Origin of the sequence: Nocardia sp. CWNU-33 (genome assembly GCF_046764895.1) — a bacterium.
Classification (GTDB): domain Bacteria; phylum Actinomycetota; class Actinomycetes; order Mycobacteriales; family Mycobacteriaceae; genus Nocardia.
This window is the reverse complement of record NZ_JBKOQN010000037.1, coordinates 1-15787: the sequence shown is the minus strand read 5'-3', so window position 1 is coordinate 15787 and position 15787 is coordinate 1. Positions and strand designations below refer to the sequence as shown.

General features: G+C 63.9%; 17 protein-coding genes. 3 read left to right on the top strand and 14 right to left on the bottom strand.

What is annotated here, in order from left to right; genetic code table 11:
* Positions 1-56 precede the first annotated feature (56 nt).
* The 9 genes from ACLMAL_RS33040 to ACLMAL_RS33000 all read right to left on the bottom strand — a co-directional run bounded on the left by ACLMAL_RS33040 (position 57) and on the right by ACLMAL_RS33000 (position 8892).
* Complete coding sequence (locus ACLMAL_RS33040; RefSeq protein WP_412002650.1) at positions 57-1007, bottom strand: TauD/TfdA dioxygenase family protein; 951 nt, start codon at positions 1005-1007, stop codon at positions 57-59.
* Positions 1004-1636: a TetR/AcrR family transcriptional regulator gene (locus ACLMAL_RS33035; RefSeq protein WP_412002685.1), complete on the bottom strand. Its 633-nt coding sequence runs from the start codon at positions 1634-1636 to the stop codon at positions 1004-1006. The genes ACLMAL_RS33040 and ACLMAL_RS33035 overlap by 4 nt, the downstream gene beginning before the upstream one ends.
* A 361-nt stretch (positions 1637-1997) precedes the next feature.
* A complete protein-coding gene (locus ACLMAL_RS33030) occupies positions 1998-2462 on the bottom strand; it encodes a MaoC/PaaZ C-terminal domain-containing protein (RefSeq protein ID WP_412002649.1) in 465 nt (154 codons plus the stop codon).
* Positions 2459-3217: an SDR family NAD(P)-dependent oxidoreductase gene (locus tag ACLMAL_RS33025; RefSeq protein ID WP_412002648.1), complete on the bottom strand. Its 759-nt coding sequence runs from the start codon at positions 3215-3217 to the stop codon at positions 2459-2461. The genes ACLMAL_RS33030 and ACLMAL_RS33025 overlap by 4 nt, the downstream gene beginning before the upstream one ends.
* 50 nt (positions 3218-3267) lie before the next feature.
* A complete protein-coding gene (locus ACLMAL_RS33020) occupies positions 3268-4413 on the bottom strand; it encodes an acyl-CoA dehydrogenase family protein (RefSeq protein ID WP_412002647.1) in 1146 nt (381 codons plus the stop codon).
* Between the two features lie 8 nt (positions 4414-4421).
* Entirely contained in the window at positions 4422-5198 is a 777-nt protein-coding gene (locus tag ACLMAL_RS33015) for an enoyl-CoA hydratase-related protein (RefSeq protein ID WP_412002646.1), read from the bottom strand.
* The gene (locus ACLMAL_RS33010; RefSeq protein WP_412002645.1) at positions 5195-6865 is read right to left on the bottom strand and encodes a long-chain-fatty-acid--CoA ligase; all 1671 of its coding nucleotides are present in this window, start codon (positions 6863-6865) and stop codon (positions 5195-5197) included. Before ACLMAL_RS33010 ends, ACLMAL_RS33015 begins: the two co-directional genes overlap by 4 nt.
* 9 nt (positions 6866-6874) lie before the next feature.
* Positions 6875-8050 carry a thiolase family protein gene (locus ACLMAL_RS33005; RefSeq protein WP_412002644.1) on the bottom strand — a complete coding sequence of 392 codons (1176 nt, stop codon included), beginning with the start codon at positions 8048-8050 and terminating at the stop codon, positions 6875-6877.
* A complete protein-coding gene (locus ACLMAL_RS33000) occupies positions 8047-8892 on the bottom strand; it encodes a CoA transferase (protein WP_412002643.1) in 846 nt (281 codons plus the stop codon). The genes ACLMAL_RS33005 and ACLMAL_RS33000 overlap by 4 nt, the downstream gene beginning before the upstream one ends.
* A 104-nt stretch (positions 8893-8996) precedes the next feature.
* On the opposite strand from ACLMAL_RS33000, the gene ACLMAL_RS32995 reads away from it, so the two are divergent.
* The gene (locus ACLMAL_RS32995; protein ID WP_412002642.1) at positions 8997-9614 is read left to right on the top strand and encodes a TetR/AcrR family transcriptional regulator; all 618 of its coding nucleotides are present in this window, start codon (positions 8997-8999) and stop codon (positions 9612-9614) included.
* A 192-nt stretch (positions 9615-9806) separates the two neighbouring features.
* On the opposite strand, the gene mftF is transcribed toward ACLMAL_RS32995, so the two are convergent.
* The 4 genes from mftF to mftA form a co-directional block, all read right to left on the bottom strand.
* Complete coding sequence (gene mftF, locus ACLMAL_RS32990; RefSeq protein ID WP_412002641.1) at positions 9807-11192, bottom strand: mycofactocin biosynthesis glycosyltransferase MftF; 1386 nt, start codon at positions 11190-11192, stop codon at positions 9807-9809.
* A 77-nt stretch (positions 11193-11269) separates the two neighbouring features.
* Positions 11270-12445: a mycofactocin radical SAM maturase gene (mftC, locus tag ACLMAL_RS32985; RefSeq protein WP_412002640.1), complete on the bottom strand. Its 1176-nt coding sequence runs from the start codon at positions 12443-12445 to the stop codon at positions 11270-11272.
* Entirely contained in the window at positions 12445-12753 is a 309-nt protein-coding gene (gene mftB / locus ACLMAL_RS32980) for a mycofactocin biosynthesis chaperone MftB (RefSeq protein WP_412002639.1), read from the bottom strand. Before mftB ends, mftC begins: the two co-directional genes overlap by 1 nt.
* Complete coding sequence (mftA, locus tag ACLMAL_RS32975; RefSeq protein WP_412002638.1) at positions 12743-12853, bottom strand: mycofactocin precursor MftA; 111 nt, start codon at positions 12851-12853, stop codon at positions 12743-12745. The genes mftB and mftA overlap by 11 nt, the downstream gene beginning before the upstream one ends.
* A 78-nt stretch (positions 12854-12931) precedes the next feature.
* Between mftA and mftR the strand changes: the two genes are divergently transcribed.
* Positions 12932-13543: a mycofactocin system transcriptional regulator gene (mftR, locus tag ACLMAL_RS32970; protein ID WP_412002637.1), complete on the top strand. Its 612-nt coding sequence runs from the start codon at positions 12932-12934 to the stop codon at positions 13541-13543.
* A gap of 737 nt (positions 13544-14280) precedes the next feature.
* Here the strand turns inward: mftR and ACLMAL_RS32965 are convergent.
* Entirely contained in the window at positions 14281-14589 is a 309-nt protein-coding gene (locus ACLMAL_RS32965) for a hypothetical protein (RefSeq protein ID WP_412002636.1), read from the bottom strand.
* Between the two features lie 324 nt (positions 14590-14913).
* Here ACLMAL_RS32965 and ACLMAL_RS32960 point away from each other — a divergent pair, with 324 nt between their 5' ends.
* Complete coding sequence (locus tag ACLMAL_RS32960) at positions 14914-15522, top strand: hypothetical protein (protein ID WP_412002635.1); 609 nt, start codon at positions 14914-14916, stop codon at positions 15520-15522.
* Positions 15523-15787 lie beyond the last annotated feature (265 nt).

The window sequence follows — 15787 nt, the reverse complement described above, 5'->3', positions numbered from 1 at the left end:
TGCAGCAGCCTGCTGGGAGACGCGATGCCGGCCGCCTCGGCCCGCGGCCGGGAAAGTCAGGAAGAAATTCCGACGGGTCGCTCGCCCACGATCGAGATTCGATCCATTATTCGTCGCGCAGGAAAGTAATCGCTGGCGGCATAGTGTTGACAAGTCCGGTTGTCCCACATCGCAACAGTGTTCGGCTGCCAACGCAGCCGCACCTGAAACTCCGGGCGCTGAACATGCCGGAAAAGCATGGTCAGCAGTTCGTTGGACTCCGCCTCGGAGATTCCGACGATTCGCTGAGTGAAGCCGCTGTTGGCAAAGAGGACTCGTCTACCCGTCTCAGGAATCACCCGAACCACGGGGTGTTCCACTGCCGGGAATTGGGGGCGAAGCATGTCCACGGTCTCCGCCGGCATGAACCTGCCGAAGGAGTTGATCCAGTCATGTTCGGCAACAAGGGGATCGATTCGCGCCCGGATATTTTCGGGAAGAAGATCATAAGCCGCTGCCATATCCGCCCACAGGGTGTCACCTCCGACCGCCGGGACTTCCACCGCACGCAACACGGCCGCGAACGACGGCAGCTCGTGCCAAGTTACGTCGTTGTGCCAGGTGTTCTCCACGCCACTGGCCATCGCATCCTTGGCAAGGGTCGCGACATCCGCGTCCGTCTGGCCGGGCTGGGTGTACTTGAAGAAGGGATGCCGCTCGAGTGCTCCCCACCGTTGGGCAAATGCGCGGTGCTCGCTGCGGTCGATGTTCTGATCACGGAAGAACAGCACCTTCCATTCGAGGAGGGCTCGTCGCAGCTCGGCCATCGTCTCGTCGGGAAGGTCGCCGGTCAGGCGGATTCCCGAGATCTCGGCGCCGATGGTCGGCGTGCTCGGCGATACCGTGAGTCTCTCGTACGGCGCACCGTCGAACGCCTCATTGGTTCGTCGCGCTACCAGCGGGCCCATGACAGCCAACGGATCTGTGGGTGTGGGGCTGATTTCGGCAGTGGAAAAGAAGGTCGTCATGTCAAAAGTCCTTGATCGCTAGTGGTGGCCGACACCTGCGCTGCCAGGATGGCCACGCAGGAATCGATGAGTTCGGAAATGATCCGAGCCGTCAGCTCCAGGCTGCGGTCCTTGTCCTCCCATCTTGCGAGAGTGATGATGGCGAGATTGACGATGTTCACGGCACGCCATTCAGCGACCTCTCGCGGAGCGTTGGCAACCGTGATGACCATTTCCTCTGCGCGCCGAAAGCTTTCCGCACTCATATGTTTCTGAATTTTCTCGGCGAGCACGGGGTCGAACATTGCCTGACTGAGGAAGCGGGCGTAACGACTTCCTTTGCGTCCCAAAGTCTCGGCCGCGATCGGCCGGACCAAGATCTCGACGGCTTGGCGAATGCTAGGAGGCGAACCGTGAGCGTCCAATTCAGCGAGTAGGCGTTCACGACACTCGTTGACCGGCGACATCCGTGCGCCGATGACCGCGTCGAGAAGTCCGTCGCGTGAACCGAAGTGATACTTCGCCGCCGACCGGTTCGACTGACCGGCGGCGATCTGAACCTCCTTCAGAGTCAGCGCTGATAATCCGCGCTCCGCGATGAGCTGCTCCGCAGAGTCGATCATCGCCTGTCGCGTAGTGGCCTGCGTCATATCGGCCACATTAAGACTGTGGCATTAAAGTGTCAATGGTATTGGCGCACAAAATGTTTACGGTCTTCTGACAGAAGAATGGCGAGATTCGTTGTCCTGACCGGCTCACGCGACCCGCAGAACAGACAGGGGCGCGCACCACCAGTGCTGCCACAAGTAGGACCGAAAAAACCGGACGAACTGGCACGCCGCCGTCGAATTTCAGTGACTCCGTTGCGAATTCAGCAGTCAAGAGATCTCGCCCTGCTGTGATGGCGGAAGTCCGCCGCTTCGTGCAATGCCGGCGCCGTTGACCCGCTGCTCCCAACCTGCGCCCGTGGCATCAGCTCAGCGGATCGGCAGCGCGGCGTGGTAGGCATGCTCAGTGTGGGCGACTGTGCACAAAGACATCCGAGACGACCGACAGCACCGCCACGCCCACACCATTGACGAGCTCCGCGGACGTGGTAACCAGGCCACGCGCCCGGTCGTCCAACGAGACCTCTTCGATCACCATCGATCCGGTCAGCACGTCGTTCGGCCGCACTGGGCGAAGGAACTTGGCCTCACGGATCTTTCGCCCCGCGATGACATTCCATCGTCCGCTCACCCTGGTGACGGCGAGCCGCTGGTAAATCGAGAGGGTGTGCAGGCCACTGGCGATGAGTCCGCCGAACTGACCCTTGTCGGCGACCTCCCGGTCGGTGTGGAACAGCTGCGGATCCCACACGGAGGCGAAGTCGATCATCTCCTGTTCGGTCACGGTGTGGTGAGCGAACTCGTACCGTTCACCCACCGTCAGGTCATCCGCGTGGATGAGACCAGCTTGTTCGCTCGCCGACATCATCGTGGAGGCATCCGGACGGCACCGTCGAGACGGATGGTTTCGCCGTTGAGCATCGGGTTGGTCACGATGGCCTCCACCAGATGCGCGTACTCCCTGGGATCCCCGAGCCGGTGCGGGTGCAGCGTCAACGCCTCCAGTGCCGTCATCACCGTATCCGGAAGCGCCGCGAGCAGTGGCGTCTTGAACAGGCCCGGGGCAATGGTATTGACCCGGATCAGTACCGACGCCAGGTCCCGGGCGATCGGCAGGGTCGCCGCCAGCACGCCGCCCTTGGAAGCCGCGTATGCCGCCTGACCGATCTGACCGTCGAAGGCGGCGCCGGAGGAGGTGTTGATGATGACGCCACGCTCCCCGTCTATCGGCTCGTTCTTCGACATGGCGTAGGCCGCGAGGCGCAGCACGTTGAAGGTGCCGACCAGATTGATCTGAATGACCTTGTCGAACGCGGCGAGCGGGAAAGGCCCACTCCCGCTGACCGTCCTGATGCCGCTTCCGACCCCAGCGCAGTTCACCACTATGCGCAGCGAGCCGTCGGCGTTGGCGATCTCGACCGCTTTGGCCACCGCGTCCTCATCGGTGACATCAGCGGCTACGAACTGGACGGACTCGCCGAGGGCGGTGAGGGTGTCGGTGTCGGCGGACGGGAGGTCGATCGCGACCACCCGAGCGCCGGACTTCACCAGTGCCTCCACTGTGGCGAGGCCGAGCCCGGATGCTGCGCCCGTGACCAGCGCGCGACTGCCTGCAATTTCCATGTGATTGCTCCTTCGATCCGAGAATGTTGTGCGATAGCGAATTTCGGTAGCTACAGGCTCCGCGCGATGAGGACCTTCATGATCTCGTTGGTGCCGCCGTAGATCTTCTGCACCCTGGCTGCCGCGTACATCTGGGCGATCGGGTACTCCATCATGTAGCCGTACCCGCCGAAGATCTGCAGGCAGCGGTCGATGATCTCGACCTGCTTGTCGGATCCCCACATCTTCGCCATCGATGCCGTTGCCGCATCGAGCTTTCCGTCGAGGTAGCGCCCAATGCAGTAGTCGATGAATGCCTTGCCGGCGAGTACCTCCGCCTTGCACTCGGCCAGTACGAACTTCGTGTTCTGGAAATCGAGGATCGGCTTGCCGAAGGCGGTGCGCTCCTTGGCGTACTTGATCGTCTCGAGCAGTGCTGCCTCGGCCATCGCGACCGCCTCGATGCCGATGGTGAGCCGCTCCCGCGGGAGTTGCTCCATCAGCTGGGCGAAGCCCTTGCCCTCCACACCGCCGAGCAGGTTCGCCACCGGCACACGCATGTCGGTGAAGGACAGTTCGCGCGTGTCTTGGCCGTGCTGGCCGATCTTCTCGAGCACCCGCCCACGCTCGAACCCGGAAAGTCCGTTCGTCTCGGCCACGATGAGCGAGATCCCGGCGCCCGTCCTCGCGACGATCACCAGCAGATCGCAATGGGAACCGTTGGAGATGAACGTCTTCGAGCCGTTGATGACGTAGTCGTCACCGTCGCGGACTGCGGTGGTGCGAATCGACTGCAGGTCCGATCCGGTGCCGGGCTCGGTCATCGCGACCGCGATCACCATTTCCCCGCTGACCAGCTTCGGGATCCACCGCTTTTTCTGCTCCTCGGAGGCGTAGCAGGCGATGTACTGCGAGCCCAGCACGGAGTGCACTCCGAAGCCGAACGCCGTGTCGTGTGCGTAGGCGCGCTCCTGCATGATCACCACTTCGTGGCCGAAACCACCACCGCCACCGCCGTATTGCTCGGGCAGGTTCAGGCACAGCAGTCCCGCAGCGCCCGCCTTGTCCCAGAACTCGCGGTCCACCTGCTGCTGCTTTGCCCACTTGGACTGGTTGGGCGTTGCTTCCTTCCTGAAGAACTCGGCAGCGTGCTTGCGCAGCAGCTGCTGGTCCTCGTTCTCCCAGGGAGAGACGTAGTCGGGGAATAGCTCAGACATGACGGTTTCTACTTTCCGGTGAACTGGGGGGCGCGTTTGTCGAGGAACGCAGCCTGGCCCTCGTGGCTGTCTGCGGAATGCACCGCGACAAAGAAGTTGCGCTTCTCGTGTTCGAGTCCCTGCGTCAGGGAGGTCTCGAACGAGTGCAAGGCCGCATCCTTGGCGAGCGCCACAGCGAGCGGCGAATTCTTGGCGATGCGCTGCGCCATGCCGACTGCCCGGGACAGGGCCTCCCCGTCAGCCACCACCTCGGCGATCATCCCTGCGTTGTATGCCTGGTCGGCATTCATGAAATCGCCGGTCAGGAGCATGACCATGGCCTTGGACTTGCCGATTGCCCGAATGAGCCGCTGGGTTCCGCCCGCGCCGGGGATCGCCCCGATCTTCGCCTCGGGAACCCCGAACCTGGCGGACTCGCCGGCGATCACGATGTCGCAGGCGAGCGCCAGTTCGCAGCCACCGCCGAGTGCGAAGGTCTCCACTGCGGCGATGACCGGTTTCGGGAAGGTCGCCAGAACCGACCAGAAGGTGCCACCGGATTCGCCGCTCAGCAACGGCTGAGCGCGGATCTCGTCGAATGCCGTGATGTCGGCGCCGGCGCAGAACACGCCGTCGGCACCGGATATGACGACTGCCAGCACACTCGCGTCGGATCGCAGCGCCGCGAGTTCCGCAGCCATCGCGGCGAGCAGTTCGTCATTGAGGCTGTTCTTCGCCTTCGGGCGATTGATCTCGAGCAGAGCCACCGCCCCGTCGCGAGCCGAACGCAGGATCTGCTCGCTCACTGGTCCGCATCCTTGTACACGTCGGCGTGCTCGACCCGCAGAACCTTCTTATCCAGCTTGCCAACACTGGTCCGCGGCAATTGGTCAACAAAGAGGACGGTGTCGGGCCACTGCCACTTGGCAAACCGTCCTTCGAGGACACTGACGATGTCGTCTCGATTCAGTTCCGCCCCCTCGACGGGAACGACGAGGGCCAGCGGGCGTTCCTGCCACTTCGGGTGCCTGATACCCACAACCGCCGCGTCCTGTACCAGTGGGTGTCCGACGATGGCGTTCTCCATGTCGATCGACGAGATCCATTCGCCGCCACTCTTGACCACGTCCTTGATGCGGTCGGTCAGCTTGAAGTACCCGTTCGGGTAGATCATGCCGACATCCCCGCTACGCCAGTAGCCGTCGAGGAAGCGATCCGCGTCGTCGTCGAGCTTGTGGTAACGCTCGATGACCCACGGGCCGCGCATCAGCACCTCCCCCACACTCTTGCCGTCGGGCGGAAGGTCGTTGCCGTCCGCGTCGACGATCCGGATATCGATACCGGAGGTCGGCAGTCCCTGGAAGCGTTTGAGGTCCCACTTCTCGTCGTCGGTGATCTTGCCCTGCAAGGAGGGCTTGATGCCCATGTTCATGGCGATCAGCGGCGTCGTCTCGGTTGCACCGTAGCCCTGGACGAAGTCCGCGCCGGTCAGTTCGTAGAACTCCCGCATCAGCGACAACGCGGGCTCGGTTGCGCCGGAGAGCAGTCGAGTCTTGCTGAAGTCCGGCTTCACCTCGAGGGTCTTGATGTAGTCCAGCATCGGCTGGAAAATGGCCGGCGCGCCATTGGCGATGGTCACATTCTCTGCGATCATCATGTCGACCAGCAGTGCCGTGTTCTCCGCCATATAGCGGCCGGGCAAGATGACCTTCGCCGCCGCCCACATCGTGGTGTGCGGCAGCGCCCACGACTGTCCGTGGAACATCGGGGTGATGAGCATCGCGGTGTCGTCGCGGCGCATGTTGATGGCTGCGGCCATAGCCATCGCGTGGAGGTAGCTACCACGGTGTGAGTAGTAGACGCCCTTCGGCCGACCCGTCGTTCCCGATGTGTAACACGCACTGTAGGTGGATGTTTCATCGATGACAGGCCAGTCGATCTCGGTGTCGGCCTCGGTCATGAGGTCCTCGAAATGCCGGACGTTCTGGAGGGAGGTGCTGATCTCGGCGAGCGGCTTGTCCGACATCACGATCCAGCCCTTGACCTTTGGCACGTGCGGAGCAAGTGCCTCTGCGATCGGGATGAGGGTTTCGTCGACCAGGATCCACGACGCGTCGGCATGGTCGGTGACGTAGCTCAGGTCTTCCGTGGACAGCCGCAGGTTCATCTGCAGCATCACCGCGGCGATGCCGGGAATGGCCCAACTGAGCTCGAAGTGCCGCTTGCTGTTCCAGTCGAGGAGTCCGACCGTGTCGGCTGGGCCGACGCCGAGGCCCTTGAGCACGTTCGCGGCCCGCTTGACCCGAACGTAGGCGTCGGCGTAGGTGTACCTCTCCCATTCGCCATCGGTCTTGCGGTACACGATTTCCTGTTCCGGGTAGGTGCGCACCGCATGCCGGATCAGATTGGTGGTGTTGAGCTGGTAGTGGTCGCCGTGCGTCGACGGCAGGCCCTTGACGATGTTCGTGACCATGGCTGTTCCTCAGATTCGTTCAATGATGGTCGCGTTGGCGGTGCCGGTCGCCTCGCAGATGATCTGCAGGCCGTAGCTCTTGCCGGTGCGCTCGAGTTCGCACAATAGGTCGGTGAGCATCCGCGCCCCCGTGGAGCCGAGCGGATGCCCGATCGCGATCGAGCCGCCGTTGACGTTGAGCTTGTCGTCGGGAATTCCGAACTCGCGCGCAACAATCAGGGGCACACCGGCGAAAGCCTCGTTGACCTCGAACAGATCGATGTCGTCAATGCTCAGGCCGGAGTGCTTCAGCGCCTTTCGGGTGGCGTCGAGGACTGCGGTGAATTGGATGACCGGATCCGCCGCGGCAACCGACATAGCCCGGAACCGGGCGCGCGGGATGAGCCCGTTTCGCTGCGCGAACTCGCGGTCGGCGATCAGCAGGGCCGCGGCGCCGTCGCTGATTTGAGAAGAGTTGGCTGCCGTGGTGTGACCGTCCGCGGCGAATACCGGCTTCAGGGACGCGATCTTGACTGGGTCGATGTGCTCTCGGATCCCCTCGTCAGCATCGACTGTCGGGCCCGACGGGTTGTGCGGGTCTGCGGTGATCGGGACCATCTGGTCCCGGAACTTTCCCGCTCGGGACGCCGCGAACGCACGTTCGTGACTGCGGACGCTGAAGGCGTCCAGAACCTGACGTTCCAGTTCGTATCTGTGGTTCAACAACTCTGACGCAGCCCCCTGCGCGACCATGCCACCGTCGTATCGGGCCAATTCGAGCGGTCCGTACTGTGGCCCCAGCGGTGCGCCCGGCAGAAACGCCGACGGCATCGGCACCTGGGACATCGACTCCACGCCACATGCGATCGCGAGACCGTAGGTTCCGGCGATGACGCCATGCGCGGCGAAGTTGACGGCCTGCTGGCCCGATCCACATTGGCGGTCGATGGTGACGGCGGGCACCGACTCCGGCAAGCCCGCCGAGAGCACCGCGTGCCGGCCGATGTTTCCCGACTGGTGTTCGTGCTGTAATGCGCATCCGGCTATCACGTCGTCGATGTGCGTCGCGTCGATCCCGCTGCGCTCGACCAGGTTTCGCAGGGTGTGCCCGAGCAGGTCCACCGGGTGCCACCGGCTCAGGGCACCTCCCCGTTTGCCGACCGGTGTACGTACCGCGCCGACGATCACTGCTTCCCGATCACTCACTTCGCATCTCCTGATGTTGGATTTCGGATACCGATGAGCGGGATGTCCACCTTCTCGGCGAGTTCTTCCCACTGTGTGGTGCTGCCAGCAGCAAAGGCGCGCTCGAACTCTTCGCGCGTGTCGTCCACGCCTAATGCATCGAGCACCCTCGTACGGAAGTGCGGTTCGAGAGCACCCAACGCGATATGGCCGTCTGTGGTGGCATAGATTCCATACGTCGGGGTTGCGCCACCCAGCGGCGCGCCGCTCCCGGCAAGTCCGTGCCGCACCGCCGCCGCAGCGTCGGCGGCCGCGTCCTCGAGCACCACCCGATAGCGTTGTCCGACACCACGCCCCGCCTCAGCTCGCAGGGCGAGGAGCGCGGCGGACACTGCGCGTTCGGCGCCGAGAAGGTCGACGACCGGAACGGTCGGCATCAATGGGGGTTGCAGGGTGCCCTGCGCCGCCTGGTACGTCAGGTCATGTCCGGGAACCTCCGCCAATGCCCCGTCGTACCCGACGATCTCCACATGCGACAGCCCGGGATACCTCTCGTGCGCGTCTTCGAGCCCGAGCCTGCGCAGCGCCGACGGGCGCATCGCGGTAATCAGCAGATCGGCACCCGTCAGCAGTGCGTCCAGCTCGGCGCGATCACCGGCGTCCTTCAGATCCAAGACCGTGACCTGCTGGTTGCTGGTCAGTTCGGCGTACCAGCCCGGCGCGACCGCAGCCAGGGGATCACCACCCGGAGGTTCGATCTTGGTAACCGACGCGCCGAACCCCGCCAAATGCGCCGCCGCGAGTGGGCCCGGAAGATTCACCGCGAGGGATACGACGCGAACACCGTCGAGACAGTCCAGCATTGCACTCCTTCCATCCATCAGCGCTATACAAATGTATAGCATACTGTCTGAATGTACGGTGATTTACATGATCTGTATACTTCTGCCGTGACCAAGGGGGCCAGATGACGACGAATGCCGATCCACGCGCGGGCGTGGATGATCTGACCGGGAAGGCACGAATCCGCAACGCGGCGATGGACCTGTATGCGGAATTCGGGGAAGATCGCACCTCGATGCGGGCGATCGCCGCGGCTGCCGGTGTCACGGTCGGGCTACTCGTGCACCACTTCAAGACCAAGGACCGCATCCGCGACGCCGTTGAGCAACTGGTTGTGGATTACTTCGCTCAGGCCATCGCGCAGGCCCCCGGGAACGGCACACCCAGGGAAGTCGCCGCAGCACGCGACGCCGCGGTCGAACATATGCTCTCGTCGAATCCGGCCGTGGTGAACTACCTACGCCGCGCTCTACTCGACCCCGCAGGACCGAAAGGGCAACTGCTCGAGCGACTGACGGAGCTGACCCGCAACGAGCTCACCAAAGCTCGTGATGCCGGAATCGCATCCACACGCCGACGGGACTCAACGCAGATCATCGACATCATCATCCGTCAACTGGGACGACTCTTTCTGCAACCCATGGTCGACTCCATGTGGGATCAAGTCGCCGAACCCGACGAGACGGACGACGACAAACCGGCGCTGATCGTGACCGTGCGGCTCCCCGGTGCCCGAAATTAGCCTCTTCCGTCGGATTTGCCGATCTCGCCTCGGCCATAGGTCCGGATGGCGGGGCGGTCGGCTGCCGGATCACCTCAGCCTCAGCGCCACCGGGATGTGGCTATCGGGCCATGATCGAGCTACGGGCGAAGGCGTTGCGAAGGCGAATTCCGTGGCATAAACACTGCCTTCGCCGGGGAGCGTGCCCGAGGTTCATCGGGGCGATCCCTGTGATCGGGCGAGCCGCGGCAATAGCGGCGCGATGGTGCGCTGGCGCAGGCATCCGGCCCAGACGCCGGCCCCGTACGCGAGGTCGTCGGCCAAGCGCAGTGCCGCCCACCGGATGCCACGTCCGCCCAGCATGTCGCTCAACGCGCAGGCCGATACGATCGCTGCGAACAAGACTCGTCCACGGTGGCTGAAGAGGGCAAACGGCCACCAGGTCCGCCGCATCGCGTGGACCAATTGCGCGATGGTCGCGAAATATGCTCGCGCAGAGAAAGATGCGGCATTCGGTAGAGGGACACCGCCGCGATGTAGCCGCCGTGCCCAAGCGATGACGGTCGCGCTCGACATCGCTGCCGCCTGTACCGGATGTCCGGTAGCTGCCAGTACGCAGGCAGTGGCGTTCAGCTTGGTGAGCTGAGCACAGCTCAGATTTCCTGGGTGTCGGATGGCGAGCGGCGCCGCGGATGTGCCGTAGTCGAATCGTTGCCGTAGCCAGTCCCGAACGGTGCCGCGTGGTTCGTGCCACACGATCGAATTCGGTTGGTAACGAACTGTTCTCCCTGTCGCGAGGATCCGCCACACCAGGTCGACATCCTCGCCGAAACGTAGTGAGTCGTCGAATCCGCCGATGACGCGCATCACATCTCGCCGGACGACGAGCGCTGCCGACGGCACATAGCGGACCCGTCCGTTCGGCCGCACGCCCGCTGCGTCCGGGCCCATGTCCAGGCTCGATCGGTCCGCTTCGTACCGCCCCACCGGCCCATGAACAAGCGAACGAATACGTGGAGCCACGACCGCGACGCTGGGGTCGTGGAACAGGGGCAGCACGGTATCCAGCCACTCGGGCTCAGGGATGGTGTCCGAGTCGAGGAAGGCAACGAGATCGGTTGTGGCGGTGCGCCATCCGGTGTTGCGGGCGGCCGCCGGGCCCCGCGCGGTGGGATGGCGAGTGGTTGCGTACGGGATAGGCTCGCTTGAGCCGTCGTCTACCACGATCCGGTCGGCAAGATCCGCGGTCGCCCGTAGCGTTCGGGCAACTCCGTCGGGATTGTCCTTCACCGGGACAACCAGAGTCACATCCCGGACCGAGAAGCCCTGGGAGACAATGGGTACCGGGTGCGCGAATCCGGCATCCACCAGTCGGCGTGCCAGCGCACCCTCGGCCGCGTCCGTCCCTACCGGTGCGCCCGCAGCCCACCGCTCCACCAGCCGCGCACCGGCGTCCGATAGCCGCAGCAGCCGCAGCGGTGCGCCCCCGAGCATCACGCGACCGCGGTTATAGCGGCGCGTCGAATTGTCGATCCGCAGCGTTGTTCCGGCCGGGGCAGGAAGCGCGTCGGCGGCTGTGGTTCGCTCGATCGCGCCCATCTCACAGGCCTCGGGTGAGCCCGTGGGCGCGCTCGAGGTGGGTGACCATGTCCTTCATGGAGCGTCCTTGTGCTCGGTCAGGACCGGTCGAGTCCGGTCAGAGGGCTGGCGTCACAGGCCCGTTCCGGGATCGGCCGACGGGTGCCGGGCAGGCCGAGTACGACCTGACGGGTGCGGCGGGAGTGGTCCTTGTCGGGGCGCGGTGCCGCGCCCACGGTGGCGAGCGCGAGTTCGGCGTTGCCCCGGACGCACTCGGGGTCCGGGCCATCCAGCGGCAGGCCGGTGAAGAATTTCGCGGCCATGCATCCGCCCTTGCAGGCGTCGTAGGCCGAACACGAGGTGCAAGCGCCGCCGCTTTGCGGGTGCCGCAGTTGGGTGAACAGTTCCGAAGTGCGCCAGACGGATTCGAAACCGCCCGGTGAGCGGACGTTACCGGCGAGGAACTGGTCGTGGATGGCGAACGGGCACGCATAGACATCACCGATCGGATCGATCAGGCATACCACTCGCCCCGCCCCGCACAGGTTCAAGCCGGGCAGCGGGGTGGAGCCGAGCGCATTGAGATGGAAGAACGAGTCACCGGTCAGCACGTTCTCGCCGTTGGCGACCAGCCAGTCGTAGATCCGCAACTGCTGGTCGGCGGTCGGGTGCAGCTGGGACCAGACATCTGCACCGCGCCCGGACGGCCGTAGCCGGGTGATGCGCAACTGGGCTCCGAATGTGTCGGCGATGGCTTTGAATTCGTCCAGCTGTGCCACGTTGTGGCGAGTCATGACAACCGAAATCTTGAAGTTCTCGAAGCCGGCATCGGAAAGGTTCTGCATCGCCCGGTAGGCCATCGCGAACGAACCCGGTCCGCGTACAGCGTCGTTGACCTCTGCGGTAGCGCCATCGATGGAGATCTGCACATCCACGTAGTCGGTGGCGGCGAGTTGCCGGGCGCGTTCGGAGGTGATCCGAACTCCGTTGGTGGAGAACTTGACTCCCACCCCGTGATCGACCGAGTAGTCGAGAAGCTCCCAGAAGTCCGGTCGGACAGTTGGTTCGCCGCCGCCGATGTTGACGTAGAAGACCTGCATCCGCTGCAGTTCCTCGATCACCGCCTTGCATTCGGCGGTGCTGAGCTCCCGCGGGTCCCGGCGGCCCGACGATGACAGGCAGTGCTCGCAGGCCAGATTGCAGGCGTAGGTCAGCTCCCAGGTCAGGCAGATCGGTGCGTCCAACCCGTGTTCGAAGTGCTCCACCAATCTCATCATGGCTCCTGTCCGACGTGGGCCGGGTCGCGGAGCCGGATCGTTCCGGCCGCGTAAAGTCCGGCGAGCGCCTGCAGATATCGGTCGCGTTCGAGGGCGGGGACTGCGGCCGCCGTCAGGGCGTCGCCCGCAGTGGGCTGGTGCTCCAATTCCCGCACGACGGTCACCAACGCCGGGGTCTTCAGGAACGAGAGCCTGCGGGTCACGTAGTCGTAGACCAGCGCGCCGAACGGCTCTGGTCGCAGCGTGACCGACGCTGCCAGCGAATACGGTTGTGCCGGATCGAAATCCGGGCGCTCAGTAGACACCGCACATACCGTCGATCGAGACCTCCTCGACGAGCAGGTCCGATTCGACCAGCGTGTCGTCGGTGCGGGATAGGGTCTGGTTGGTCTCGAGTTCGTTCATTGATCGCTTCTCCCTGGGTCGATAGACGGAGTGTGACGGCCAGCATAATGTCACCGGGTGCCATAATGGAAGGGATAGATGTCCGGCAATTCATCGGCAACCCGTTCGGAGGGTGTGCGCCGAGCGGGTCGGCGGCCATCGACCAGTGCGCACGAACTGGAGTGCGCCGCCTTCGAGCTGTTCGAACGCAAGGGATTCGAGGCGACCACCGTCGACGACATCGCCGACGTCGTCGGCATCAGCAAGCGCACGTTCTTCCGCTACTTCGAATCCAAGAACGATGTCGTATGGGGCAACTTCAGCGAGCAACTGCACACGATGCGCCAGAAGTTCGTCGACTGCCCCGCCGATCTGCCGATGATGGAGGCGATCCGGCGGGTAGTCGTGGACTTCAATCGCTTCGACGTCGCCGAAGTGCCCTGGCATCGCAGACGGATGGAACTGATCCTGCGAGTGCCCACACTGCAGGCGCACTCCACGCTGCAATACGTCGAATGGCGGGCGGTCGTAGCGGAATTCGCGGCGACCCGGCTCGGCGTGGCCCGAGGCGACCTTATTCCGCAGGCCATCGGCCATTCCGCACTGGGGGTCGCCATTGCCGCATACGAGCATTGGCTTGCGCATCCCGACAAAGAGCTCACCGGCGTGCTCGACCAGGGGCTGCGGAGTCTGGCCACAGGATTCGCGTAAGATCGACGGCCGCCGGGTTGTTCCTCGAGGTAAGCGATCTTCATTGGGCACGGGTGTAGATGGACGTTGCGCCATCAGAATGGGTGTCGTTGCGACCGGCGTACTTCGCAGCGATCGACGTCGTCCACCAATCGGCCTGCCACATACGGGGTCTCGCCAGCTTGGACATTGTCGACGAGATGTCACTGCACCACGCCCCGCGGATCCTCGGGCAACTCACGCGAGCAAGGGCGGCCACGCGAGACACGCTTGCGGAGGTGACCGATGAAGCTCGCTGGCACGCAATGCAGCTGCTGGAGCTGACCAGGGCGGCGATGGTCGGGTCGTGCGAACTGGCCAAGCAGCTGCGACCGACACATAACGAACGGTTCTGCATCATCACAATGCTGTCCCAGACCTGCCTGCCCGGCACCCGGAATCGGCGGCTGCTCATGCGGCCCTCTGGGAGCAAGAGCAATTCGACAAGAGGTGACAGTCAGCATCACACCTTCCGGCCCCGACAGGTGAGGCGGTCGGCTCTACATCGCAGCGGCAGGCGACGCGGGGGGATTGGTGATCTCGGGATCCGGGCTTCTGTCTTGCTGCGGTATCGCGGCATCTGACCGTTTCATGCGCCGAGTGCTGTCCGTAGCGTGCGTGGCGATCGCGGTGATGTTATCGCCTGCGGCGGAAAGTAGTTGGCGCGCCTGCTTCGGCGTGATCTCCAACAGTTCGGCGATGTCATCGTAGTTGTGGCCTTAGCTATGGATCACCGATGCGGCGACCGCCTGCTCAGTCCGTCGCTCTACGATCGCCGCTTCCGCGCTTTCGCGGATTTCGGCGATCCGCTGCTGGAGTCCGGCGATCTCACTGTCGCGACAGCGCTCGAGCTCGTCGATCGTTCGCCATGCCCCGATATACCGCTTCACCGCTGCGGTCACGGTCTTCTCGCGCTCCCGCGCCGCAGTCCGACGCACACGAATGCGATTACGGGCACGTTCCAGCCGTTCTACCAGTTCTCGTGAACCGTTCACGCTGGACCGCGACGGCTTGCGGTTGTCGTCCACGACGATTTCCTGACCGCTGATCCAAGTTCTTCCCTGGCATCCACCATAACCGCGAAACGGCATCGACCCGCGACCGTACTACATTTCACGCTCGGCACCGCCCCTTCGGTGAGCCGAACCTCTACCGTCCGTCCCGACGTCGAAAGGCCGCCACATGAAGCCGCACACCACGACATCGCCGCACTCCCCCACCGCTGATCATCGACATTCACAGCACAGCAGAGTCCAATATTCTGGAGATCACCACCATGCCGGATATCAGCAGCGGTGTTGTCGCGCAACAGTCCTCATCGCAGCGCAATACCGCCGGGAGGGGACCTGCTCATGGACACCGACATCTCATGCCCCACCTGCGGACAGATCGACCGCGTCCAGACCGTACCGGCGATCCGCGCAACCGGGGTCCAGTCCGTCTCCGGCTCTAACTCCTACAACGGCATCGGGATCACATCGTCGGGGTTCGTTCCCGTTTTCGGCACAACGACAATCGAGCGGACCCACACCTCGATGCTCGCCCAAGCACTCGCACCGGAACCCGCCCAGCGATCCTCGGGGCGCCTGCTGGGCTTCGGCGCGCTCATGCTGATCCCATTTCTCGCCGGACTCCTGCTGACCTTCGCCGCTTTCCATAGGCCAGACCCCGGCGGCGACTTGCCTTCGGCGATGGTGGTCCTGACCTTCATGCTTCTCGCGTTGGCTACTCCAACAACCCTGGCGTGGACTGCCGCGGTCAAGCGAGAACGCCGCAGCAGCCGGATCGCGCGCGGACGTCCAGTGGCCTACTCGGTGTGGCGGGCTGGGCAGTATTGCCATCGCTGTGGTGTGTGTTTCTGGCCGTGCTCACCTACAGCCGACGTTCCCGCGCGACAGTCGCTGCCGCCGAACCAGTTCCGGTGGATTGTCTGGAACGCTGGGGGCTACGCGGACCGCTGATAGCGAGGGTCCTACGGGATAGGTCCCTGCCTGGTTCCACACTGTTGCAGCGGTTTCCGCGGCCGATTCCATGCGAATCTGTCGCTACTGACCATCAGTACTCACCGCGAAATCCGACGACGTCCGCCCGGATGGTTTTATCCGTGAATCACGACATCGTTGATCGGTGAATCTCGACACCGGTCCGGGTCGGAAGGTGTTGGTATCCGCGAATTTTGACACCACCCGGCGGGTTCCAGTGGCAGGATCACCCTGCTATCAGTCT

Bases quoted from the DNA above. Each gene is read 5' to 3' on its own strand.
- ACLMAL_RS32960 (WP_412002635.1), top strand. From the start codon at position 14,914: ATGGACACCGACATCTCATGCCCCACCTGCGGACAGATCGACCGCGTC.
- mftR (WP_412002637.1), top strand. From the start codon at position 12,932: ATGTCCGGCAATTCATCGGCAACCCGTTCGGAGGGTGTGCGCCGAGCG.
- ACLMAL_RS33030 (WP_412002649.1), bottom strand. From the start codon at position 2,462: ATGATGTCGGCGAGCGAACAAGCTGGTCTCATCCACGCGGATGACCTG.
- mftF (WP_412002641.1), bottom strand. From the start codon at position 11,192: ATGGGCGCGATCGAGCGAACCACAGCCGCCGACGCGCTTCCTGCCCCG.
- ACLMAL_RS33025 (WP_412002648.1), bottom strand. From the start codon at position 3,217: ATGGAAATTGCAGGCAGTCGCGCGCTGGTCACGGGCGCAGCATCCGGG.
- ACLMAL_RS32995 (WP_412002642.1), top strand. From the start codon at position 8,997: ATGACGACGAATGCCGATCCACGCGCGGGCGTGGATGATCTGACCGGG.
- ACLMAL_RS33010 (WP_412002645.1), bottom strand. From the start codon at position 6,865: ATGGTCACGAACATCGTCAAGGGCCTGCCGTCGACGCACGGCGACCAC.
- mftA (WP_412002638.1), bottom strand. From the start codon at position 12,853: ATGAACGAACTCGAGACCAACCAGACCCTATCCCGCACCGACGACACG.
- ACLMAL_RS33020 (WP_412002647.1), bottom strand. From the start codon at position 4,413: ATGTCTGAGCTATTCCCCGACTACGTCTCTCCCTGGGAGAACGAGGAC.
- mftC (WP_412002640.1), bottom strand. From the start codon at position 12,445: ATGAGATTGGTGGAGCACTTCGAACACGGGTTGGACGCACCGATCTGC.
- ACLMAL_RS33040 (WP_412002650.1), bottom strand. From the start codon at position 1,007: ATGACGACCTTCTTTTCCACTGCCGAAATCAGCCCCACACCCACAGAT.
- ACLMAL_RS33000 (WP_412002643.1), bottom strand. From the start codon at position 8,892: ATGCTGGACTGTCTCGACGGTGTTCGCGTCGTATCCCTCGCGGTGAAT.
- ACLMAL_RS33035 (WP_412002685.1), bottom strand. From the start codon at position 1,636: ATGACGCAGGCCACTACGCGACAGGCGATGATCGACTCTGCGGAGCAG.